Raw genomic sequence first — 20,846 nt, 5'->3', positions numbered from 1 at the left:
AGTCGGTACGCCTTGCGCGCGCATACGGGGTGGGACGCCCGCGCGCCTCGCAGCGCGCGGATGAAGGAGATACCGCATGGCATATGAAGGCGCAAAGCCTCCGTACCCGCTGTTCATCCATCTCGATGGAGAGCGGGTGGTCGTCGTGGGCGCAGGCGCGGTCGCGCAGCGCAAGATCGAAACGCTGCTCGAGTACGGCGCGCGCGTCACGGCAATCGCACCCGAGGCGACCGACCTCGTCAGATCGTTCGTCCGGAATGGCGATATCGAGCTTGTCGAGCGTCCCTACGAGGAGGGAGACCTCGAAGGGGCCCTGTTGGCCGTTGTCGCAACGTCCAGCCAAAGCGTGAACGAACGGGTGTTCCAGGAAGCGTCCAGGCTCCATATCCTGGTGAACGTGGTGGACGTTCCGTCGCTGTGCAACTGCATCGTGCCGTCCATCATGAGGCGCGGGCAACTGCAGATCGCCGTATCGACGGTAGGGGCGGCCCCCAGTGTCGCGCGCGAGATACGCCGATCGCTCGAATCCCAGTTCCCGGCGTACTGGGAGGACTACATCGACCTGCTCGGCCAGGTGCGCTCTCTGGTGAAGCAGCGCATTCCCGGCGAGGCGTCGGTGCGCACGCCGCTGTTCGAGGCCGTGGGATCGGCAGGTATCGAACATCGCCTCGCCGCAGGCGAGCGGATCACGCCCGAGCAGGTGTACGACGAAGTGGTCGCACCGCTTGCGGAGGAGCGGGGCCTATGAGCCTGGTAGTCGTGGGTGCAAGCTATAAGAGCGCCCCTATCGAAGCGCGCGAGAGGATCGCTTTTTCGGCGGGGGAGATACCCGGAGCCCTGTCCGAGATCACAGCGCTGAAAGGCGTCAGCGAGGCGGTCATCCTCTCGACGTGCAACCGAACCGAGATCTACGTCGACGCCAAAACCGATCGTATGGGCCTCGAGTCGCTCGAGGCGTTCGTCAAGGCCCGCCTTGGCGTGACCGAGCTCGATCGGGGCTCGTTCTACCTCGAGCGCAGCATGGATGCGGCGCGACATCTGTTCCGCGTGGTGTGCTCGCTGGAGTCGATGGTTCTGGGGGAAGCTCAGATCCTCGGCCAGACCAAGCGGGCCTTCGAGGCCGCCGTCGCGTCCGGCGCGTGCGGCGACGTTTTGTCGCGCCTGTTCAAAGGTGCTATATCGCTTGGCAAGCGCGTGCGCACCGAAACGGCGATCGGGTCTGATTCGGTGTCCCTTTCCACAACCGCCTTCCGGGCGGCCTCGCAGAGGTTTCCCGATCTGGAGAACCGAAAGATCGTGGTGCTGGGCGCAGGCGAGATGGCCCGCTTGGCTTTGGGCTACCTGCTCGACGCGGGCGCGCGCGACATCACCGTTGCGACGCGCACGACCGAGCACGCCCGCGATCTGGCCGAAGAGATGGGAATCGGCCACTGCGCCTTTTCAGAGCGCTATGCGCATCTCGGATCGGCGGACGTGGTGTTCAGCATGACGTCGGCTCCGCGCTGCGTCGTCGAGTCCGACCGCCTTGCCCAGGCGCGCGCCGCGGCCAAGCGCGAAGGCGATCCGCTGGTCGTTATCGACGAATCGGTTCCGCGCGACGTCGATCCCGCATGCAGCGATGTGCCTGGCGTGCTTCTGTACGATCTCGAGCGCCTGTCCTCCATCGTGGACGAGGGACTGTCCCGCCGGATGGCGGCTGTGGGCGAGGTCGAGCGCATGGTGCAGGAAGCCGGGGAAGAGTTCTTCTCGTGGATGCAGGAGCGCAGCGTGACGCCCACCATCAAGGAGATGCACGAAAAGGGCGACATTGCCGTGCAGAAGGAGCTCAAGCGTCTCTGCAAGGCCCTTGCGAGCGCCCGTGGAGAATCGGTGTCCGCCGACGAGGCCGCCATGTTCGAGGCGTTCGGCTCCGCTATCGCCAACAAGATTCTCCATGGCCCGATCATCCGGTTGCGCAAGGAGGCGAAGACGGGCGAGTCGTTTTACTACACCAGTTCCGCGCGATACCTGTTCGGTCTCGACTCCATGCCTCCCGGGACGGCGTGCGGCCACTGCAAGGATCCCTCGTGCTTTCGGGGGGAAGGGTGCTCGATGCACGAGCGTCGCCGCGACGGCGAGCCCGACGAGCGCTATCGCATGGTCGAGAATATCGGGAAGAGAACGGGGGAATAGTGGCTGATTTCGTGATCGGAACCCGCGGCAGCGGTTTGGCGCTGTGGCAAGCGCATGCGGTTGCCGATGCGCTGCGAGCGCAGGATCCCGCACGCGAGGTCGATGTGCGGGTCATCAAGACGACGGGCGATCGCATTCTGGATGTCCCTTTGTCCAAGATTGGCGATAAAGGCCTGTTCACTAAAGAGATCGAAACCCAGCTTCTGGCGGGCGATATCGATATGTGCGTCCATTCCATGAAAGACGTTCCCAGCGCGCTTCCCGAAGGGTGCGTTCTGGCGGCGATGCTGCCGCGTGCCGATGCTCGCGACGCGCTGGTGTGCGGTCCCCGGTTGGCGCAGGTTGGATGTTTGGCCGACGTTCCCGAGGGCGCGCGCATCGGAACCGGGTCGCTGCGTCGTGCCGCTCAGCTGCGCGCGCGGTATCCGCAGTTGGTTCCCAGCGAGATCCGCGGCAACCTCGACACCCGCCTCGCCAAGGCCGAAGGCTCCCATTACGAGGGCGCGGTTCTGGCTGTTTCGGGTATCGTGCGCATGGGCTGGGAAGACCGCATTCGCTCCTATATTCCGATCGAGGACATGATTCCCGCGGTGGGGCAGGGGGCCGTCGGCATAGAGGCGCGCGCCGACGACGAACGCACCCTCGCGGCGCTTGCCGATATCTCGCATGAGCCCACGATGGCCTGCGTCGATGCCGAGCGCATCATCCTTTCCCGTCTCGAGGGGGGCTGCCAGGTTCCGCTGGGCGCCTACATCCGTTGGGAGGGTCCGGCCGACCAGCAGACCCTTGTGCTGGACGCCTTCGTCTCTTCGCTCGACGGTTCGGAGATGGCGCGCGTTCATATGGAGCGCGCGGGCATCATCAGCCGGAGCGATCCCGCCGAGCTGGCGGAGATGGCACTCGAAGCGCTGTGCGAACAGGGCGCTTGCGAGATCATGGATCGCGTCAAAGCGAGCGTGGGTCTGTGAGCAAGCCGGAATCCGTTTGCGTGTACCTTGTCGGCGCGGGTCCGGGAGATCCGGGCCTCATGAGCGTGCGCGGACTTTCGCTGCTTCAGGGCGCCGACGTGGTGGTGTACGACTATCTATCCAGCGATCGGCTGCTCGAGCACGTCCGCCCCGATGCCGAGCTGGTGTTTGTCGGCAAGAAGGGCTTCGAGAAGCACATCGGTCAGGACGACATCAACCGTATCCTCGTCGAGAAGGCGCGCGAGCTGGAGCGCCGCATGCGGGACGAGGCCGTCCGGGGCGTTCCCCGCAGGGCCGAGGGGCGCTGTGCTCAGGCGGTGCCGTCCGTCGTTCGGTTGAAGGGCGGCGATCCGTTTGTGTTCGGACGCGGCGGGGAAGAGGCTCTGGCTCTTGCCGAGGCCGGTATTCCCTTCGAGGTCGTACCCGGTGTGACCAGCGGAATCGCCGCTTGCGCCTATGCGGGTATTCCGGTCACTCATCGCGGTGTCTCCACGTCTGTCACGCTGGTTACGGGAAACGAGGATCCTTCCAAGGATGCCTCGACGCTGGATTGGCCCTCGCTGGCGGGGCTGGTGAAGCGGGGGGCCACCGTGTGCTTTTACATGGGCGTGCGCAATCTTTCCCTGATATCCGAGAAGCTTGCGGAATGCGGTGCTCCATCCGATATACCGGTCGCGCTGGTTCAGTGGGGAACCACCACGCGCCAGAGGACCTGCGTCGCGACGCTTGAAACTGCGGCTCGGCGCGCCCGTGAAGAGGGGATCGAAGCTCCGGCGATCATCGTCGTGGGCTCTGTCGCCGCCCTGCGCGAGCGCATCGCCTGGTTCGAGGACCGGCCCCTGTTCGGCAAGCGCCTGGTGGTTACACGTTCGCGCGAACAGGCCGGCTCCCTCGGTTCCCTTCTGCGCGAGCAAGGAGCCGAGGTGTTCGAGCTGCCCACCATCAGCATCGTGGACCCGGAAAGCTTCGAGCCGCTCGACGACGCGCTCTCTCGCCTCGACTCGTACGATTGGCTGATCTTCACCAGCGTAAACGGGGTCGAGCGGTTCTTCGATCGACTGAGCGGTTCGGAGCTTCGTTTCCGGGATGCTCGCGCGCTGGCGGGGTGCCGCGTGGCGGCCATCGGGCCGGCAACGGCGGCGAAGCTGCGTTCGCATGGCATCGCAGCCGATGTGGTTCCTGCAGAATACCGTGCCGAGGCGGTGCATGGGGCGTTGCGCGACGCGGGGTTCGCTTCGGGCCAACGCGTTCTCATACCGCGGGCCCTCGAGGCGCGCGAAGTGCTTCCGCAGCTGCTTTCCGCAGACGGCGGCGAGGTCGACGTGGTTCCCTCGTATAGAACCGTGGCGGCGGATCCAGAGCATCTGCGCGAATTCGCCTCGCTGGTCGAAGCGGGCTCCATCGACGGCGTGACGTTCGCATCGTCTTCGGCGGTGCGCAATCTGGTGGAGGCGCTTGGCGATGCGGCGGGGGCGCTGCTGAGGCGTGTCGAGATCTTCTCGATCGGTCCCATTACCAGCGACACAATCGAGCAGGCGGGTCTCACGGTGGCGGCTCAGGCGGCCGAGTTCACCATCCCGGGCCTGGTCGATGCGTTGTGCGAGCATTTCACATCCGACGATCGGCCGGGTGAAGAACAGAGAGCGGGCGCGAGCCCGAAGGGGGTATAGCATGATCGGAGTTTCCAAACTGTACTGCGGGGCGGTCGAGCCCGCCGACGTCTTGCGCTATCAGCGCATGTCGGCGAAGCTCCCCAGCGAGCTCCTGCAGTTTTCCAAGGACAAGAAGCCGGTAGTCGTGTGGAACTGCACGCGCACGTGCAACCTGAAGTGCGTTCACTGCTACGCGGGATCCGACGCGCAGCGCTACGACGAGCTGTCCACCGAAGAGGCCAAGGCCATGATCGACGATCTGGCTGCGTTCGGCGCGCCGGTGCTGCTGTTCTCGGGCGGCGAGCCCTGCGTGCGCCACGATCTTACCGAGCTCATGCATTATGCGAAGGATCGCGGTATGCGCGTGGTCATCTCGACCAACGGTACGCTCATCACTCCCGAGCTGGCGCGCGAATTCGCCGAGGTGGGTTTGTCGTACGTGGGCGTTTCCCTTGACGGCGGCCCTGAAACCCACGATAGGTTCCGCGGCGTTCCCGGGTCGTTCGCCAAGTCTATGGAGGGTCTGAACAATGCGCAGGAGGCCGGCATCAAGGTGGGCCTGCGCATGACCATCAACAAGCTGAATTGGCGCGAGATCGACGACGTGTTCGACATCATGGAAGAGCACAGCATCAACCGCGCCTGCTTCTACCATCTGGTGTATACGGGGCGCGGCTCGGAGCTTATGGAGGAAGACCTCAGCCACGAGGAAACGCGTCAGGCCGTGCGACTCATCATGGATCGCACGCGCGCGTGGTTCGATCGCGGCGGCCGCCCCGAGATCCTTACGGTGGACAACCATGCCGACGGTCCTTTCGTGTATCTGGAGCTTTTGAAGGAAGATCCCCAGCGCGCGGCCGAGGTGCTGCAGCTTCTCCAGTGGAACCAGGGCAACTCGACCGGTGCGGGTATTGCGAGCGTGAGCTGGGATGGCGAGGTGTACGCCGATCAATTCTGGCGCCACTTCCCGTTCGGCAATGTGAAGGATCGCCCGTTCTCCGAGATCTGGACCGACGTGAGTCGCACCACGCCTGAAAGCGAGCTGATGTATCGCCTGAAGAACAAGCGTCCGTTCGTGAAGGGCCGCTGCGCGACCTGTCGCTGGTTGGACATCTGCAACGGGAACTTCCGCGTGCGCGCCGAAGCCGCCACGGGCGACCTGTGGGCGTCGGATCCCGCGTGCTACCTCACCGACGAGGAGATCGCGTGGCCCGAAGGCGCAGGATCGAAGGCCGGATGCGCCTGCGAGGCGGTTGCCGAAGGGGGTGTCCGATAATGGAATACGGCAGGTTTCCCGCCTATCGCGCGCGCCGCATGAGGGCCGACGAGACGGTTCGCCAGTTCATTCGCGAAACCGAGCTGTCTGTGCGCGACTTCATCTATCCGCTGTTCGTCAAACCGGGCAAAGGCCTGCGCGATGAGATCTCATCGATGCCCGGGGTGCACCAGCTTTCGCTCGACATGCTGAAGCCCGAGATGGATGAGCTTCTTGGTCTGGGCGTACGGTCGGTTCTGCTGTTCGGCCTTCCCTCGCATAAGGACGAGTGCGGAAGCGAGGCCTACGACGACCACGGTATCGTGCAGGAGGCGGTTCGCGTCATCCGCGCCGAGGCGCCCGACATGCACATCATCACCGATGTGTGCATGTGCGAATACACCAGCCACGGGCATTGCGGGAAGCTTACCGAGGCGGGCGAGGTGGATAACGATGCCACGCTCGAATGGCTGGCTGCCGAGGCCGTCAGCCACGCGCGCGCCGGTGCGCACATGGTGGCTCCGTCCGACATGATGGATGGCCGCGTGGCTCATATGCGCCGCGCGCTTGATCAGGCGGGTTTTTCCCAGGTGCCCATCATGTCGTACTCTACGAAGTATGCCAGCGGGTTCTACGGCCCGTTTCGCGACGCGGCCGACTCGACGCCTGCGTTCGGGGATCGTCGCGCATATCAGATGGATCCCGCAAATGCCCAGGAAGGCGTTCGAGAGGCAGCTTACGACATCGCCGAAGGCGCCGACCTCGTCATGGTCAAGCCGGCGCTGTCGTATCTGGATGTGCTGCGCCGCGTGAAATCCGAGCTTCGCTTCCCCACGGTTGCCTACAACGTGTCGGGGGAGTACTCGATGGTGAAGGCGGCGGCGGCAAACGGATGGATCGACGAAAAGCGCGTCGTGCTCGAGCTTCTGACTTCGATGAAGCGGGCGGGAGCCGACATGATCATCACGTATCACGCCAAAGAGGCGGCTCGCTGGCTGGCGGAGGGGAACTGATATGGCCCACGAACACAGCGCCGCGTGCTGCGGCGCCCACGCCCCTTTGGCCCGGGGGGCCGAAAGGGCGCATGTCTCGGGTCATCCCGGGGGGCATCCGACGGGACGTCCGGGAGGCCATCCCGGCGGGCATCCCGGAGCAGCGGCTCCGGGCGACAACACGGCGCGCCGCAGCTACCGACCGGGAGCGGGTCCGGCGGCTCGCGCGTACGAAGAGCGTACGGGCATCAAGGCGCCGCGCATCGTGGCTTGGGAGATCACCCGTTCGTGCAACCTGGCGTGCGACCACTGCCGCGCCGCTGCGCATTGCGAACCGTATCCCGGCGAGTTGACGTTGGACGAATGCAAGGCGGTTATCGACGACATCGCCAGCATCACCGATCCCATTCTCATCGTGACGGGCGGAGAGCCCCTTATGCGCCCCGATATCTGGGACATCATTGATTACGCGAACGAGAAGGGCCTCCATCCGGTAATCGGCACGAACGGAACCCTCATCACCGAGGAGGTGGCGGCTCAGATGGCCCGGCACGGCATTCCGCGCGTGTCGGTGTCGCTGGACTTCCCCGACGCCGAGGGTCAGGACAGGTTCCGCGGCAAAGAGGGGGCTTTCCGGGAAACCCTCGAGGGCATCAAGAACATGCAGAAGTACGGGGTGGGGGTCCAGATCAACACCACCGTCACCAAGATGAACAACGAGATGGTCGACGAGTTGCACGACCTGGCGCTTGAAACCGGCGCCGTCGCGTTCCATCCGTTCCTTCTGGTTCCCACGGGACGCGGAGAAGACCTTATCGATGTCGAGCTCACGCCCGACGAGTACGAGGAGGTGCTGCTGTGGGCCTTCGAGCGCCAGCAGACCTCTCCTCTGCACTTCAAGCCCACCGACTCGCCGCAGTACTATCGCATTTTGCGCCAACAGGCTGCCAAGCAGGGCATCAAGGTGACGCCCGAGACCTATGGCATGGAGGCCATGACGCGCGGTTGCCTGGGCGGCATCACCTTCGTGTTCATCAGCCATACGGGCGAGGTGCAGCCGTGCGGATATTTTGACATGAACCTTGGAAACGTCAAAGAAACGCCCTTCTCCGAGATCTGGACCCATTCTCCGGTGTTCGACGACCTGCGTCATTACGATCGGCTGAAGGGCAAGTGCGGCGCCTGCGAATACAAGGGGGTGTGCGGCGGGTGCCGTGCGCGCGCCTTGGCTCTGTACGGCGACTACCTGGAAGAAGAGCCCTATTGCGCCTACGAGCCGAAAAAGTACGTGCAGGATCGCGTGCTCGATGCGATCCAGGAGGGCTTTCCGTTGACGGACGATCCTTTGGGGGATCTGGCGAAGGCGCTTGAATTGAGGCGAGACGGCGTGATCGAAGCCGTGTCGTCTCTGTACAAGTCGGGGAAGATCCGACGCGTCGGCGCGTCGTTCAACTCGCCCAAACTGGGATACGCCTCGTCTCTTTGCGCTCTTTCGGTGCCCGGGGGCGAGCGGGAGCTTGCGACCGCCGCCGCTATCGTGTCCGAATATCCTCAGGTCACCCATAATTACGGTCGGGATAACCACTACAACCTGTGGTTTACGGTCATCGCTCGTTCGGTCGAAGAGCGCCAGCGCATGCTGGTCGAGATCTCGCAGCGCACCGGCGTTGCCGACGTGCTGGATCTGCCGTCCACGAAAAAATACAAGATCCGCGTGAACTTCAAGTCGTCGGACGGCAATGCGCGTGTGCGGCGCAAGCCCACGCGGTTCGCGGATGCCAAACTGCTGCACGACGGGCGGCAAGGCGACGGTCCGGCCGGCTCCCTTCCCCAGGGCGAGCTGCGTGAAGGGCTTGCCCCCAAGAAAGAGGCCCCTGTCTTGACCGTCCCGGTGTGCGACCCCCTTCCGTTTGATGCGGACGATCCGGTGAACATCGAGATCGTTCGATGGGCCCAAGGAGACATCCTGCACACGGTTGACGGAGCCCTCGACGAACGTCCGCTTTCCACCATCGTCAAGCGTATCGCCCGGAATCTGGGGCGCACCGACATTACCGAGCAAGACGTTGCCGCGCGGATGGGGGGGTGGCTGGCCTCCAAGACCATCAGGCGCGTGGGTGCGATGGTTCGCCACCAGGTCATGGGCGTGTCGCATAATTCCATGACGGTATGGGACGTCCCGGACGACCAGACCGATGCCGCAGGGCGCATCTTGGCGCAGTCCGAGCACGTTACCCATTGCTATGCTCGCAGGAAGGCCGACACGTGGCGCTACAACCTGTACGCTATGACCCACGCGCGCACGCCCGAGGATCTCAGCCGGCAGATCGCCGATATGAGGCGGGCGCTTGACGAGGCGGGGATCTCCGTCGACGCGTCCGAGGCTCTTTTGACGACGGGGGAGTACAAGAAAGTTTCGATGAGGTATTTTGAGGGGTAACGGTTAATCGAACCCGTGGATGACGCGAAAGGAACGATATGTCACTTGATCATTCGAAGTCTTCTCAGGCGTTTGCCCGCGCATCGCAGGTCATTCCCGGAGGGGTGAACTCTCCGGTGCGCGCTTTCGGAAGCGTGGGCTGCGATCCGGTGTTCTACGATCGTGCCAAGGGAAGCCTGGTGTGGGATATCGACGGCAACGAGTACGTCGATTTCATCTGCTCGTGGGGTCCTATGATCTTCGGTCACGGTGACGAGGACGTTATCGGGGCGGTGCGGGCGCAGCTTGAGAGGGGCGTGTCGTTCGGCGCTCCCTGCGAGGCCGAGCTGAAGCTTGCCGACAAGATATGCGAGCTGGTTCCCGGCGTCGAGGAAGTGCGCATGGTGTCGTCGGGCACCGAGGCCACCATGACGGCCATCCGCCTCGCGCGAGGCTGCACGGGACGCGACAAGATCGTCAAGTTCGAGGGCAACTACCATGGACACAGCGACTCGCTGCTGGTGAGCGCGGGAAGCGGAGTGGCGACGCTGGGCATTCCCGACACGCCGGGCGTGACGGCCGCAACCGCCGGCGACACCATGATCGCCACGTACAACGATCTCGATTCCGTGCGCGCGTTGTTCGAGGCGGCCCCCGATCAGGTTGCCTGCGTGATCGTCGAACCCGTGAGCGGAAACATGGGCGTGGTTCCTCCCGCCGCCGGCTTCCACGAGGGTTTGCGCGCCCTATGCGACGAGTTCGGTGCGCTTCTCATATTCGACGAGGTCATTACCGGGTTCAGGGTTGCCTTGGGCGGTGCTCAGGAGAAGCTGGGCATCGATGCGGACCTGTGCACGTTCGGCAAGATCATCGGCGGCGGATTCCCGGTGGGGTGCGTGGCCGGCAAGGAGCGCTTCATGCAGAAGCTTGCCCCTGCCGGTCCGGTGTACCAGGCCGGTACGCTGTCGGGCAATCCGGTTGCGATGGAGGCCGGTCTGGCCCAGCTTACCAAGCTGCAGGCCCATGCCGCGACGCTGTATCCCGAGCTCGAGCGCAAGGGAGCGCTTCTGACGGAGGGCCTGCGCGCGGCGGCGCGCGAGGTTGGCATCGCTGCGTGCGTTAACAACTTCGGCAGCGTGACCACGGTGTTTTTCACCGAGGGGCCGGTTGTCAACTGGAAGACGGCTGCCCGAAGCGACCGCGAGGCGTTCGCGGCGTACTTCCGTGCGGTGCTGGATGCGGGCATGCTCATAGCGCCCAGCCAGTTCGAGGCGCTGTTCCTTTCGGCGGCTCACACCGACGAGCAGGTTTGCGCGCTTGTCGATGCGGCGCGCGAGGGCTTCCGCGTGGCGGCGGCGCGCTAGTTTTCAATCGACTTTATGACGGCTCGGTGTTGCGTGCGCGGGCACGCGCGCGCCGCCGAGCCGGTTGGCTATACTCTTCAGGCCCCCATCGTCTAGCGGCCAAGGACGCCGGCTTCTCAAGCCGGAAACGGAGATTCGAATCCTCCTGGGGGCACCATTCTCGGCTCCCGTCTGATCTCCGCGATATGTGCGGCAGTGCATGCCAGATTTTCCTGCAGCTGGTCGAACGTGCGCTCGTCGCCCTCATGGATGGGCCAGTCGGTTTCAAGCAGAACAAGGTGGCGGGGAATGGACCGCGCATAGGCGCGCCCCCGTTTCGTTTCCATCATGCGAGACCCGATAGAGAATCTGCATCCCAGATCAACGGCGCGATTCAGATCGTCAGACGTTCCCGAGAACCAATGGAATACGCAGGTGCACGATTCGACGGCCCCGCAGGCGCATAGGGTGTCGAGCGCTTCGCCGGCCGACTTCACGGCGTGGATCGACAGGGTCTTCCCTCCGGCCTCGGCGCAAAGCCGGGCTATGCGCGCGAATGCGCGACGCTGCGCTTGCGCGGTGCCGCGATGCCGCATCGAGAAATCCAATCCCACCTCTCCCACGTAGGGCGCGTCCCGAAGAAGGACCCCGAACCGTTCGAGTTGGCTTTCAACCGGGTCGTCCACCCACCACGGATGCAGCCCCAGGCCAACGCGGATTGCCGGGTAGGGGGAGAACCGCGCGCGGGCGATCTCGTATTCTTCGGGAGTCGTGCAGTTGCAGAAGATGCCCGCCCCTGCGCTCTGGGCCTGCCGGGCCACCTGTTCGGCGTTGGCGATGGAGTTGAGGTGGCAGTGCGCGTCGTGGAAAATCGGGCGATCGCTTTCCATGCCGCGATGTTCGGCGCTCATCGGCTCTCGCCGAGGCCGACGATGCGGCGCATCACCCATCCCGCCAGCATCTGGCCCATGATCGGCGGCATGTAGGACATGGTTCCCAGATCCGACCGGTCGCGGCGGGAGGCCCCTTCGGCGGCGCTGGTTTCAGCGGGGTGCTCGGCCGAGAACAGAACCTGCAGGTTTCCGATGCCGCGCTTGCGGCATTCTTTTCGCATGACGCGGCACAAGGGGCAGTTCACCGTTTCCCCGATGTCGGCGAACCGCAGCATCTCGGGGTTCAGCTTGTTCCCGCCGCCCATGCTGCTGATAAGCGGCATGCCGGTTTCGTAGGCGTACCGTGCCACGGCGAGCTTCGCCGAGACGGTGTCGATGGCGTCGATCACCCAATCGACGTTGCCGTTGAAGCGATCGAGGAACGAGGGGATGTTCTCTTCGACAAGGAAGTCGTCGTAGGTTTCAACGTGCGCATCGGGGTTGATGTCGAGGATCATGCGCTTCATCACGTCCACTTTCTTCTGCCCGAGGGTTGAGTGAAACGCGATGGCCTGGCGGTTGATGTTGCTGGCGGAAACGATGTCGCGGTCGACGATGACGAAGCCGCCCACGCCGCCGCGCGCGAGCGATTCGATGCAGTTCGATCCGACGCCTCCGCAGCCCAAGACCAGCACGGTGGCCGCTTCGAGTGCGGACACGCCGTCTTGCCCCAGGATGACCCGCAGTTTTTCGGTGCGTTCGGACTGTGGGCGCGCCGTCACGCTAGTCGACCCGCTTCGCGTAACCAAGAGCCTTGTAGATGGGTTGCGCCTTATTCGGGCTTAGCAATCCGGCGCGTTCGTCGGTTTCGATGAGCGCGCCCATGCTGCACCGCAGCACGCGGATGATGGCGTCGATCTGGTGAAGGGCCTCTTCTTTGGGAAGGTTGAGCTGCAAGACGTAGCGCCCGAGGAAGGTTTCGGTCTGGGTGAACCACGAGAAGGTGTTGTGGTTGAGGATCGAGGTTTCGGGAACCTCGTCGTATAGAAGGCGGGTGAGTATTTCGAGGCGCGTGGACAGCACGTCAGACAGGGCTTTGTGCAACTTGATGACGGCGGGGTGGTCCTGATGGGCCAGGATGATGTCGGTCACTTCTCGATTCTCGTAGCAGATATCCAGAACGCGCCGCGAAACGGCGGTCTTCCCCACGATGCTCGGATCGATATCGTCCGAGTTGAACTCGCTGTCGTAACCTTCCTGGATAGTTTGGACGAGCTTCGATGTGGTGGGTTCGATCGCCTTTTCGAACAGATCGTTTTTGCTATCGAAGAAGAAATACAGAGCTCCGGTCGTGACGCCGGCCTTGTTGCAGATGCGACGTAGGGAAGAATTCGAGTAGCCCTTTTCGCGGAATTCCTCGATTGCAGCCCGAATAAGGTTCGCGCGCGTCTCGTCGCTGTTGACTCCGGCCCGTCGAGTCATGGTGCCTCCTTTGAACCGATCCTCTCGTATGCGTTCGATTCCGATCGTCAAGCGGTTCGTTGAATCTGCGAGTAAGGCAATAATGAATAATCGCCTAGAGAATAGCAGAAGTTTAGCGCTTTGTAGGCTGATTCTTGCATGAAGGGGAATCACGGTTCCGTTTGCTTTTCATCTGACGGCGGGTGCGCATGCGTGCGCCGCCGACGTTTTATCCGCCGATACGCGCGCAGAGGTTGGCTCGGGGAGTGCGTCGGTTTACAATATCTCGGTGCTCCCCAGAAGGGGAGGGTCGCTTTCGAAGGGGTGTGTCGTGTCCGACGCCGAAATCATGATTAGCATTCAGCATCTGTCCAAATCGTTCGGCGAGACGCAGGTTCTGCGCGACGTGAACATCGATGTGAAGCGTGGGGAAGTGGTGGTTGTCCTCGGTCCCTCCGGATCGGGCAAGTCCACTATGCTGCGCTGCATCAACCTGCTCGAGGCGCCTACCGGCGGCCGCATCTTCATCGAGGGGCAGGAGATCACCGACGCGAAGACCGACGTGAACAAGCTTCGCGAACGCGTGGGGATGGTGTTCCAGCAGTTCAACCTGTTTCCGCACCTTTCCGCCAAGAAGAACGTGATGTTGGCCCAGCAGCGCGTTTTGCGCCGCTCGAAGGAAGAGGCAGAGCGCGTTGCCCTGCAGCAGCTCGAACGCGTGGGGCTGGCCGATCGCGCCGATTTCCTGCCCGCCCAGCTGTCGGGCGGTCAGCAGCAGCGCGTTGCCATCGCGCGGGCTTTGGCGATGGATCCGCACGTCATGCTGTTCGACGAGGCCACCAGCGCCCTCGATCCCGAGCTGGTGCGCGGCGTGCTTGATGTTATGCGCAACCTGGCCGATGCCGGCATGACCATGGTGGTGGTCACGCACGAGATGGGCTTTGCGCGCGAAGTGGCCGATCGCGTCATCTTCATGGAGGATGGCGTCATCGTCGAGGAGGGCACCCCCCAGCAGGTGTTCGACAACCCCTCGTCCGAGCGTACCCGCGATTTTATCGGACATATCAAATAGTCCGGGCGCGGCGCAACGGCGCTGAACACTCGGGTGCCGATTGTTCATTGAGTTGCCCGTTGTCCCTCGGTAGCATGGACGTGCGTGACTTTTTCGATCCCGCGCGCCTGCGCACGTACCGAAGGGAACCTACATGAGAATCGAAACTGCGCTGTCCCGCCGTTCGTTCGTTATCGGAGCTGCGGCTTTGGGCGCTGCTGCGTTTGCGGGCTGTTCGAGTCCGCAGGATGCGCCGTCTTTCGACGGCGGCGCTTCTTCTGCGCCCTCGAAGGTGATGGTGGGTACCCTGGCCACCGAGGACATCCTGCCTTTATGGGTGGCCCAGCAAGAGGATCTTGCGGCCGATAAGGTGGAGTTCGAGGTCGTTGCGTTCCAGTCCGCCACCGAGCTCATCGCCGGTATCTCGTCGGGAGCGGTGAACGTCGCCATGACCGATCCGATGGTCTCGGCGAGCGTGTTCGCTAGCGGAACGGGGCTCGAGCTTGCATGGGTTACGTTGGGAGAGACCGCCAAGCAGGGCCGATTCGGCATTATGACCGGCCCGAACACCGGCATCACCTCGCTGTCCGAGCTGGCGGGGGTTCCCGTGGGGGTTGGGTCCAACACCATTCTGGAATACGTGATGGACAAGCTGATGGAGTGCGCGGGCATCCCCGAGGATCAGGTCAAGGTCGAGGAGCTTCAGAAGCTTCCCGTTCGCTTTCAGTCCATGATGTCGGGCGACGTGAAGGCGGCGGCCCTGCCGGGCGCCCTGCTGGCGCTGGGCGAGGCTTCGGGGTGCGTGTGCCTGGCCGACGATACCGAAGGCGACAACATCTCCCAGTCCGTCATGGCGGTTCGCTCCGATTTCGTTTCGGCCGAATCGGGGGCGATGGCTCTGGCCGCCCTGCAGGATGTGTGGGATGGCGGTGCCGCTTTGGTGAACCGCGACCCGGAGAAGTATCGTTCGCTGCTCGCAGCGAATGCGAACCTTCCCGAGTCTGTGGCTCGCACGTATCCGATAAGCGAGTATCCTATGGCGAAGAAGCCGACGGGTGCGATGATCGATCCCGTTTTGGCTTGGATGACGAAAAAGGGCTATCTGACCTCCCCGTTGTCCTACGACGAGAACACGGGCAAGTTTTCCAAGGAGTAGCGCGTGCCTTCAGCACCTCGGATCGAGTTCAACGACGTCTCGCTTTCCTATGGGCGCCCGTCTGACGGAACCGAAGCCCTTTCGGGTTTGAGGTTTTCCGTCGAGGCGGGCGCTTCCGTCGCGCTTATCGGACCTTCCGGTTGCGGAAAATCAAGCGCGCTGCGCATGATCGCCGGACTGACAAGCCCGACGGCAGGCGAGGTTTTGGTGGGCGGGCGGCCTGTGGCGAAACCGCGCCGATCGACGGCGCTGATTCCCCAGAACCTGGGTCTTTTTCCCTGGAAGACGGCGCTTGACAACGTGACCGTCGGCCTGTCCATCCGCAAGGTCGCTCGATCCGAAGCTCGTCGTCGCGGTCGCGAGGCCATGCGCGAGGTGGGGCTCGAGGGGTTCGAGGCGGCGTATCCGCGCGAACTTTCGGGCGGCATGCAGCAGCGTCTGGCGTTCGCCCGTGCGATTGCGCTCGATATGGACGTCCTTCTGATGGACGAACCCCTGTCGGCCATCGACGCGCTTTTGCGCGAGCAGCTGCAGGACGCGCTTTTGGATCTTTGGGCTAGTTCGGGGCATACGCAGGTGCTGGTTACGCATTCAATCGAAGAAGCGGTGTACCTGGGGCAGCGCATTCTCGTGCTGTCGGGGCATCCGGGGCGCCTGGTGGCAGACATCGCCAACTCGGGTGCGGGGACGCGGTCGCATCGCGACAGCTCGGAGTTCGCCGCCGTGTGCAGAAAGGTGCGCGCGGCGCTGGACGGGCCGCGCAGCGGTGCGGATGCTCCGTCTGATTCTGTGCTTCATGAGGTTTCGGGGGGTCCCGCTAACGAAAAGGGCGGGTGCTCGCATGAGGGCTAGCGTCTTGCGCAAGGTGGGCGGATACCTGGCCGCTCTGGTCTTCATCGTTGCGGGGTGGTGGATATCGGCGCTCATCATCCAGTCGCCCGCGCTTCCCACTCCGTTTCAGACGGTGCCGGTTTTGGGACGGTACCTGCCTGCGCTCGGCCCCGATTTCGCAACAAGCGCCTATCGGGTGGCGGTTTCGGTTGCGCTTGGCACGGCGCTGGCTGTTCCGGTAGCGCTCGTCTGCTCGCGCTCAGAGCGAATCGATGCGCTGTTCGCTCCGGTTCTGTACCTGCTGTACCCCATCCCCAAGGTGGTTGTGCTGCCTATTTTGCTGGTGCTGCTGGGGCTTGCCGATGCGCCCAAGATCGCGCTCGTCTCCCTCACCGTGTTTTTCCAGGTTCTGGTTGCCGTGCGCGACGCGGTGCGGGCCCTCCCCGAAGATGCCCTCGTCTCCATTCGCGTGCTTGGTGCGGGGCGCCTCGATGAGTATCGCCACGTGGTGGTTCCCGCGACGCTTCCCGCCGTGTTCACCTCGCTGCGCATCAGCGCGGGCACGGCTATCGCGGTGCTGTTCTTCGCCGAAGCCATCGCGGGATCGACGGGTCTGGGGTACTTCATCATGCAGTCGTGGGGGATGGTGAACTATCCGCGCATGTTTGCGGGCATCATCGCGCTCGCGGCGCTCGGCGTTGTTCTGTATGCGCTGTTCGATATCGCGGAGAGGCGGCTTCTTCGCTGGAAGTAGCACCGCGCGGCATTCGTGGCGTGCGGTTTTCGCTACCCGCGCTTGATGGCCGATTCGTAGATCAGATGCAGAAGTTCTGCCGCCGATACGCCGCGCTGGTCTTCCAGCCAGTCCGATATGAGCGAGATGACGCCCGAGGCGGTTTGACCCAGCATGAGATCTCGCTCGCCCGTCGAGAGATCGAGTGCGGGATCGTGCGCTTTCCAGATGGGCATACGCTTCATCTGATCTTTCAGCTTTCTTCGAAACGCCGCATCGCCGCGGTCGCCCAGCAGCAAAACGATTTGCGTGCGGTTGCGCTCGTACAGCGTTAAAAGGCGCGTCATGAGGCCGATAAGATCGGTCTTTCCCGGATTCGAGGGACAGCGATCGATGCAGCGCTCCATATCGTCGAGAAGAGCCTGCTCGGCTTGGTCCAGCAAGTCGTAGATATCCAGGTAGTGCAGGTAAAACGTTCCGCGCGCGAAGCCGGCCGCTTCGGTGATCTCGCGAACGGAGATGCGTTCGACGGGTTTGCGGGCGTACAGATCCCAGAATGCGCGTTCGATCTTCTGCTTTGTGCGGGCGGTTTTATCCATGCAGCCAGTGTAAGGCATGCGACCGACGATGGGGGGGAAGCTCGCTGCGCCGACGACGGGTTTGTTCTGCCGTGAGCGTTCGTTGCCGGCGACCGGTTGAAAATAGGTGTCGTGGGAATGGGTTTGCAAGGAGGGGCCAGTTTTCGGTCGATGCTTCGGTGCTCCTTGGATTAAATTATTCTTGACTAAGAATAATTAGAGCGTATACTGGGTTGCAGAGTTGGAGATGAGGCCCCCTCCCTCGCTCCATTCCGCATTCGCCTGTCTTAGCCGCAGCCCCATCCCTCTCTCAGGGCTTCGGTTCTCTCTCTCGAATGCGAGGCGCCCCGAACAGGAAGCTTCGGGGCGCCTTTATCTTTCGCTTGGCGTTAATCCAGGTGCGGCAGTTTCTTCAGAAGCGCCCAGGCGTGCTGCTTGTCGCCAGCGTCGCCCAGCATCCCCTCGAAACGCTCGAAGGCCACGACGGTTCTTCCGAGGGCGCTCCCGAACCAGCATGCACCGCGCTTTGCGTTCGCTTGTCGCGGACTGAACGTGGAATCGGGGTAGGCTTGCTGCACAAGCTGGAGCGCTGCGGCGTCGGAAGCCACCAGCGCTAAAGGGTCGATTCCTTCCACCAGAAGCTTCAGCGAATGGGCGTCGAGGCTCGGGGCGGCTGTTTCCCCGGGCGTATCTTGCGATGCTGATGCAGGTTGCACGCATGCGAACGTGCAGGCCCCCTTGCCGTATCCCAGCGCTTTCGCCGAGTTGTCCAGCGCTTGCCGAGCGGTCGGGCTCAGTTCGGTTTCGCTTATCGCAAGCAGAAGGCCCGCCTCGCTCCCGGCAAGGTGCGCGGAGAAGGCATCCCATGCCGCGCGCTGGTTTATGTTGTAAATGTTACTGGTCAATTTTAATATCACACCAAGTCTTGATCGGAATCCCGTGCGCCCGTATAACTGATGATAGCAATCAGATGCGGTCGTTGCGGCCGCACGGGATGATTCCAGGAGGTTCTTATGTGCACCAACGGAGTGAACACGGGTCAGTTCGAGCAGATGATCGAGCAAATCGACGACCACATCAAAATCGAGCGCCGCTGGTCGCATACGCTTGCGCATAGGGCGGCCGACGGCGGCTTCGCCCTTACCGGAGAGAAGCTGCACGAGGTCCAGCACAAGCTCGACGAGGTTCGCGCCCTGTTGGGCGACGCGAAAGACGCGCTGGAAGACGATGCCGAGGCCATTTCCAACGTAACCGTGAGCCTGGTGTAGCGCCGCTATGGGAAACGAGCTGGTTCGATTTTCCGTCGCCATGCCCGAAGACCTGCTGATGCGCTTCGATGCGCTGGTGGCGAAGCGCGGACTGGCGAAAAACCGCAGCGAAGTGGTGCGCGACCTGGTGCGCGAAGCTCTCGTCGAAGATCGCGTGGCCGATCCGGGGGTCGAGGTGGTGGGCACGCTTACCATCGTGTACAACCACCATGCAAGCGACGTGCAGGAAAAGCTGCATCATGTGCAACACCATTCCTACGGATCGGTGGTTTCAACCACGCACGTTCACATGGATGAGGATAATTGCCTCGAGGTGATCATCCTGCGCGGCGAGACGACCGACGTGCAGGATATCGCGCACCGCATTCTGGGAACTAAGGGCGTGAAAAACGGCGGCTTGGTGCTTACCACAGCCGATGCGGGGCAACCGGATTAAGGCATCTGCGTTTTGAGGGTTCGGGTCGGTTCAGCACCGGCCCCTTTCGTTCGGGGGTGAGTCATGGATGCAACGGTGATGCTTGGCCATGGGTCGGGGGGCTCGATGATGAAGCGCATCATCGACGAGGTGTTCTTCGAGGCCTATGCGGGCGAAGAGCTGTTGCGCGGAGACGATGCGGCGGTGCTTGAGGCTCCGGCGTCCGGAGAGCGCATGGCGTTTTCCACCGACAGCTTCGTGGTCTCCCCGCACTTCTTTCCCGGGGGAGACATCGGCAGGCTTGCGGTGTGCGGGACGGTGAACGACGTCGCCACCAGCGGCGCCGTACCGAAATACCTATCGTGCGGGTTCGTCCTCGAAGAGGGGTATCCCATCCGGAACCTCAAGCGCATCTGCGCGAGCATGGCGGACGCGGCGGCCGAGGCGGGCGTGCGCCTGGTGACGGGGGATACCAAGGTGGTGAACCGCGGACACGGCGACGGGGTGTTCATCAACACGACCGGCATAGGGTTCATCCCCGCGAATGTGAATCTGGGGGGCGCCCGTATTCGTCCGGGCGACAAGATCCTCGTGTCGGGGACCCTGGGAGACCACGGCATCACCATCATGAGCTGCCGCGAGTCCCTGTCGTTTTCCGCTGACGTGAAAACCGATGCGGCGCCTTTGAACCACCTGATCGCCGCCGTTTTGAAGGCGGCTCCGAACGTGCGCTGCTTTCGCGACCCGACGCGCGGGGGCATCTCGTCGACGCTGAACGAGTTCGCTTCTCAGGCGCAGGTCGATATGGTCGTCGATCAGGATGCGGTTCCGGTGAAGCCATCGGTTGCCGGAGCATGCGAGATGCTGGGGTACGACGTGATGCAGGTTGCCAACGAGGGAAAGATAGTGTGCGTCGTTCCCGCCGACGAGGCCCAAGCCGCGCTCGAGGCTATGAGGTCGGACAGGTACGGCAGCGATGCGGCGCTGATCGGAGAGGTGCGGGATATGAAGCTCGAGCGCGGCCCCAAGGCGCTTATCCGCACCTCCATCGGCGGTACGCGCATCCTCGACATGCTGGTGGGCGAGCAGCTGCCCCGTATCTGCTAGCTCCTCGAGGTTCGTCCGCCGGCGGTTTTGAGGCGCTGGCAAGCGTATTCTTGCCGTCCCTTGGAAATTTCACATCTTTCCTTGAAAATCGGGGTTCGCATGATATCTTGCGCAAGAGAGTTTCGGGGAGGGTCGTATCGGCCTTTGGAATATGCAAGACGAGAAGGAGTTTAGCTATGCCACATCCTATCATCGACGCTGACGAGTGCATCGGCTGCGGTATCTGCGTGGACGCATGCCCGCAGGAGACGCTCGAGGTTCCCGGGGGGATCGCCGAGGTCGTGAACGAGGATAGCTGCATCGGTTGCGGCGACTGCCTCGAAGAGTGCCCCATGGGCGCCATCACCGAGATCGTGGACGAGTAGCGGCGGCGCGACCTTATACGGTCGGACTGAGATCTATGCACACATTTGAGGCGGTTTCCGAAACGGAGGCCGCCTCTTGTTTTGCCTGATAGCAGATTAATTGATAACTTCTCTGAATAAAATATGAAATACAATTATGAAGAAACTTGACATGTATCGACTTAGATTTCATACTGCAAACCATCGAAAGTAATCTTACGAACTGAAG

At 62.9% G+C, this 20,846-nt stretch carries 21 protein-coding genes and 1 tRNA gene; 17 read left to right on the top strand and 5 right to left on the bottom strand.

Annotated elements, in window-relative coordinates:
* Window positions 1–76 precede the first annotated feature (76 nt).
* The 9 genes from EIH26_RS01510 to EIH26_RS01470 all read left to right on the top strand — a co-directional run bounded on the left by EIH26_RS01510 (window position 77) and on the right by EIH26_RS01470 (window position 10,979).
* Window positions 77–748, top strand: a complete 672-nt coding sequence (locus EIH26_RS01510) for a bifunctional precorrin-2 dehydrogenase/sirohydrochlorin ferrochelatase (RefSeq protein WP_124060445.1) — start codon at window positions 77–79, stop codon at window positions 746–748.
* Complete coding sequence (gene hemA / locus EIH26_RS01505; RefSeq protein WP_124060444.1) at window positions 745–2,172, top strand: glutamyl-tRNA reductase; 1,428 nt, start codon at window positions 745–747, stop codon at window positions 2,170–2,172. Before EIH26_RS01510 ends, hemA begins: the two co-directional genes overlap by 4 nt.
* The gene (gene hemC / locus EIH26_RS01500; RefSeq protein WP_206424649.1) at window positions 2,172–3,140 is read left to right on the top strand and encodes a hydroxymethylbilane synthase; all 969 of its coding nucleotides are present in this window, start codon (window positions 2,172–2,174) and stop codon (window positions 3,138–3,140) included. The genes hemA and hemC overlap by 1 nt, the downstream gene beginning before the upstream one ends.
* On the top strand, window positions 3,137–4,810 hold the full coding sequence (gene cobA, locus EIH26_RS01495) for a uroporphyrinogen-III C-methyltransferase (protein WP_241152725.1): 1,674 nt from the start codon (window positions 3,137–3,139) through the stop codon (window positions 4,808–4,810). Before hemC ends, cobA begins: the two co-directional genes overlap by 4 nt.
* A 1-nt stretch (window position 4,811) precedes the next feature.
* Window positions 4,812–6,068, top strand: a complete 1,257-nt coding sequence (ahbC, locus tag EIH26_RS01490; protein ID WP_124060443.1) for a 12,18-didecarboxysiroheme deacetylase — start codon at window positions 4,812–4,814, stop codon at window positions 6,066–6,068.
* Window positions 6,068–7,060 (top strand): porphobilinogen synthase, encoded by a 993-nt coding sequence (hemB, locus tag EIH26_RS01485; RefSeq protein WP_124060442.1) that lies wholly within the window; start codon window positions 6,068–6,070, stop codon window positions 7,058–7,060. Before ahbC ends, hemB begins: the two co-directional genes overlap by 1 nt.
* A 1-nt stretch (window position 7,061) precedes the next feature.
* Window positions 7,062–9,479, top strand: a complete 2,418-nt coding sequence (locus EIH26_RS01480; RefSeq protein ID WP_124060441.1) for a radical SAM/SPASM domain-containing protein — start codon at window positions 7,062–7,064, stop codon at window positions 9,477–9,479.
* 38 nt (window positions 9,480–9,517) lie between these two features.
* Window positions 9,518–10,822: a glutamate-1-semialdehyde 2,1-aminomutase gene (gene hemL / locus EIH26_RS01475; protein WP_124060440.1), complete on the top strand. Its 1,305-nt coding sequence runs from the start codon at window positions 9,518–9,520 to the stop codon at window positions 10,820–10,822.
* 81 nt (window positions 10,823–10,903) lie between these two features.
* Window positions 10,904–10,979: transfer RNA gene (locus EIH26_RS01470), tRNA-Glu, on the top strand.
* Here the strand turns inward: EIH26_RS01470 and EIH26_RS08640 are convergent.
* The 3 genes from EIH26_RS08640 to EIH26_RS01455 are packed head-to-tail and all read right to left on the bottom strand — an operon-like array spanning window position 10,939 to window position 13,155.
* Window positions 10,939–11,691, bottom strand: a complete 753-nt coding sequence (locus EIH26_RS08640; protein WP_370453761.1) for a TatD family hydrolase — start codon at window positions 11,689–11,691, stop codon at window positions 10,939–10,941. The two genes, EIH26_RS01470 and EIH26_RS08640, sit on opposite strands and share 41 nt — an antisense overlap.
* 17 nt (window positions 11,692–11,708) lie before the next feature.
* Complete coding sequence (locus EIH26_RS01460; RefSeq protein WP_124060439.1) at window positions 11,709–12,455, bottom strand: ThiF family adenylyltransferase; 747 nt, start codon at window positions 12,453–12,455, stop codon at window positions 11,709–11,711.
* A gap of 1 nt (window position 12,456) precedes the next feature.
* A complete protein-coding gene (locus tag EIH26_RS01455) occupies window positions 12,457–13,155 on the bottom strand; it encodes a TetR/AcrR family transcriptional regulator (RefSeq protein ID WP_124060438.1) in 699 nt (232 codons plus the stop codon).
* Window positions 13,156–13,483: 328 nt separating this feature from the next.
* Between EIH26_RS01455 and EIH26_RS01450 the strand changes: the two genes are divergently transcribed.
* The 4 genes from EIH26_RS01450 to EIH26_RS01435 all read left to right on the top strand — a co-directional run bounded on the left by EIH26_RS01450 (window position 13,484) and on the right by EIH26_RS01435 (window position 16,926).
* Window positions 13,484–14,206 (top strand): amino acid ABC transporter ATP-binding protein, encoded by a 723-nt coding sequence (locus tag EIH26_RS01450; protein ID WP_124061744.1) that lies wholly within the window; start codon window positions 13,484–13,486, stop codon window positions 14,204–14,206.
* Window positions 14,207–14,339: 133 nt separating this feature from the next.
* Window positions 14,340–15,341 carry an ABC transporter substrate-binding protein gene (locus EIH26_RS01445; RefSeq protein WP_124060437.1) on the top strand — a complete coding sequence of 334 codons (1,002 nt, stop codon included), beginning with the start codon at window positions 14,340–14,342 and terminating at the stop codon, window positions 15,339–15,341.
* 3 nt (window positions 15,342–15,344) lie between these two features.
* Window positions 15,345–16,193, top strand: coding sequence for an ABC transporter ATP-binding protein (locus EIH26_RS01440; RefSeq protein ID WP_206424648.1), 849 nt, complete (start codon window positions 15,345–15,347; stop codon window positions 16,191–16,193).
* Window positions 16,183–16,926: an ABC transporter permease gene (locus tag EIH26_RS01435; protein ID WP_124060436.1), complete on the top strand. Its 744-nt coding sequence runs from the start codon at window positions 16,183–16,185 to the stop codon at window positions 16,924–16,926. Before EIH26_RS01440 ends, EIH26_RS01435 begins: the two co-directional genes overlap by 11 nt.
* Window positions 16,927–16,958: 32 nt before the next feature.
* On the opposite strand, the gene EIH26_RS01430 is transcribed toward EIH26_RS01435, so the two are convergent.
* Window positions 16,959–17,504 (bottom strand): TetR/AcrR family transcriptional regulator, encoded by a 546-nt coding sequence (locus EIH26_RS01430; RefSeq protein WP_164470939.1) that lies wholly within the window; start codon window positions 17,502–17,504, stop codon window positions 16,959–16,961.
* Window positions 17,505–17,872: 368 nt separating this feature from the next.
* Window positions 17,873–18,400 (bottom strand): hypothetical protein, encoded by a 528-nt coding sequence (locus EIH26_RS01425; protein ID WP_241152724.1) that lies wholly within the window; start codon window positions 18,398–18,400, stop codon window positions 17,873–17,875.
* Window positions 18,401–18,496: 96 nt separating this feature from the next.
* Here EIH26_RS01425 and EIH26_RS01420 point away from each other — a divergent pair, with 96 nt between their 5' ends.
* The 4 genes from EIH26_RS01420 to EIH26_RS01405 all read left to right on the top strand — a co-directional run bounded on the left by EIH26_RS01420 (window position 18,497) and on the right by EIH26_RS01405 (window position 20,638).
* A complete protein-coding gene (locus tag EIH26_RS01420; protein WP_124060434.1) occupies window positions 18,497–18,751 on the top strand; it encodes a dynein gamma chain protein in 255 nt (84 codons plus the stop codon).
* Window positions 18,752–18,758: 7 nt separating this feature from the next.
* Window positions 18,759–19,187 (top strand): nickel-responsive transcriptional regulator NikR, encoded by a 429-nt coding sequence (gene nikR / locus EIH26_RS01415; RefSeq protein ID WP_124060433.1) that lies wholly within the window; start codon window positions 18,759–18,761, stop codon window positions 19,185–19,187.
* A 63-nt stretch (window positions 19,188–19,250) separates the two neighbouring features.
* Window positions 19,251–20,273: a hydrogenase expression/formation protein HypE gene (hypE, locus tag EIH26_RS01410; RefSeq protein ID WP_124060432.1), complete on the top strand. Its 1,023-nt coding sequence runs from the start codon at window positions 19,251–19,253 to the stop codon at window positions 20,271–20,273.
* A 176-nt stretch (window positions 20,274–20,449) separates the two neighbouring features.
* Window positions 20,450–20,638 (top strand): ATP-binding protein, encoded by a 189-nt coding sequence (locus tag EIH26_RS01405; protein WP_039688036.1) that lies wholly within the window; start codon window positions 20,450–20,452, stop codon window positions 20,636–20,638.
* The last annotated feature ends 208 nt before the right edge of the window (window positions 20,639–20,846 follow it).

Origin of the sequence: Gordonibacter sp. Marseille-P4307 (assembly GCF_900604965.1) — a bacterium.
In the GTDB taxonomy this organism is placed as follows: domain Bacteria; phylum Actinomycetota; class Coriobacteriia; order Coriobacteriales; family Eggerthellaceae; genus Berryella.
The sequence above is the reverse complement of the archived record's forward strand: the minus strand, read 5'-3'. Positions and strand labels throughout refer to the sequence as shown.

Bases quoted from the DNA above. Each gene is read 5' to 3' on its own strand.
- hemB (WP_124060442.1), top strand. From the start codon at position 6,068: ATGGAATACGGCAGGTTTCCCGCCTATCGCGCGCGCCGCATGAGGGCC.
- ahbC (WP_124060443.1), top strand. From the start codon at position 4,812: ATGATCGGAGTTTCCAAACTGTACTGCGGGGCGGTCGAGCCCGCCGAC.
- nikR (WP_124060433.1), top strand. From the start codon at position 18,759: ATGGGAAACGAGCTGGTTCGATTTTCCGTCGCCATGCCCGAAGACCTG.
- EIH26_RS01510 (WP_124060445.1), top strand. From the start codon at position 77: ATGGCATATGAAGGCGCAAAGCCTCCGTACCCGCTGTTCATCCATCTC.
- EIH26_RS01435 (WP_124060436.1), top strand. From the start codon at position 16,183: ATGAGGGCTAGCGTCTTGCGCAAGGTGGGCGGATACCTGGCCGCTCTG.
- EIH26_RS01480 (WP_124060441.1), top strand. From the start codon at position 7,062: ATGGCCCACGAACACAGCGCCGCGTGCTGCGGCGCCCACGCCCCTTTG.
- hypE (WP_124060432.1), top strand. From the start codon at position 19,251: ATGGATGCAACGGTGATGCTTGGCCATGGGTCGGGGGGCTCGATGATG.
- hemL (WP_124060440.1), top strand. From the start codon at position 9,518: ATGTCACTTGATCATTCGAAGTCTTCTCAGGCGTTTGCCCGCGCATCG.
- EIH26_RS01405 (WP_039688036.1), top strand. From the start codon at position 20,450: ATGCCACATCCTATCATCGACGCTGACGAGTGCATCGGCTGCGGTATC.
- EIH26_RS01455 (WP_124060438.1), bottom strand. From the start codon at position 13,155: ATGACTCGACGGGCCGGAGTCAACAGCGACGAGACGCGCGCGAACCTT.
- EIH26_RS01420 (WP_124060434.1), top strand. From the start codon at position 18,497: ATGTGCACCAACGGAGTGAACACGGGTCAGTTCGAGCAGATGATCGAG.
- EIH26_RS01450 (WP_124061744.1), top strand. From the start codon at position 13,484: ATGATTAGCATTCAGCATCTGTCCAAATCGTTCGGCGAGACGCAGGTT.
- hemA (WP_124060444.1), top strand. From the start codon at position 745: ATGAGCCTGGTAGTCGTGGGTGCAAGCTATAAGAGCGCCCCTATCGAA.
- EIH26_RS08640 (WP_370453761.1), bottom strand. From the start codon at position 11,691: ATGGAAAGCGATCGCCCGATTTTCCACGACGCGCACTGCCACCTCAAC.
- EIH26_RS01445 (WP_124060437.1), top strand. From the start codon at position 14,340: ATGAGAATCGAAACTGCGCTGTCCCGCCGTTCGTTCGTTATCGGAGCT.
- EIH26_RS01430 (WP_164470939.1), bottom strand. From the start codon at position 17,504: ATGGATAAAACCGCCCGCACAAAGCAGAAGATCGAACGCGCATTCTGG.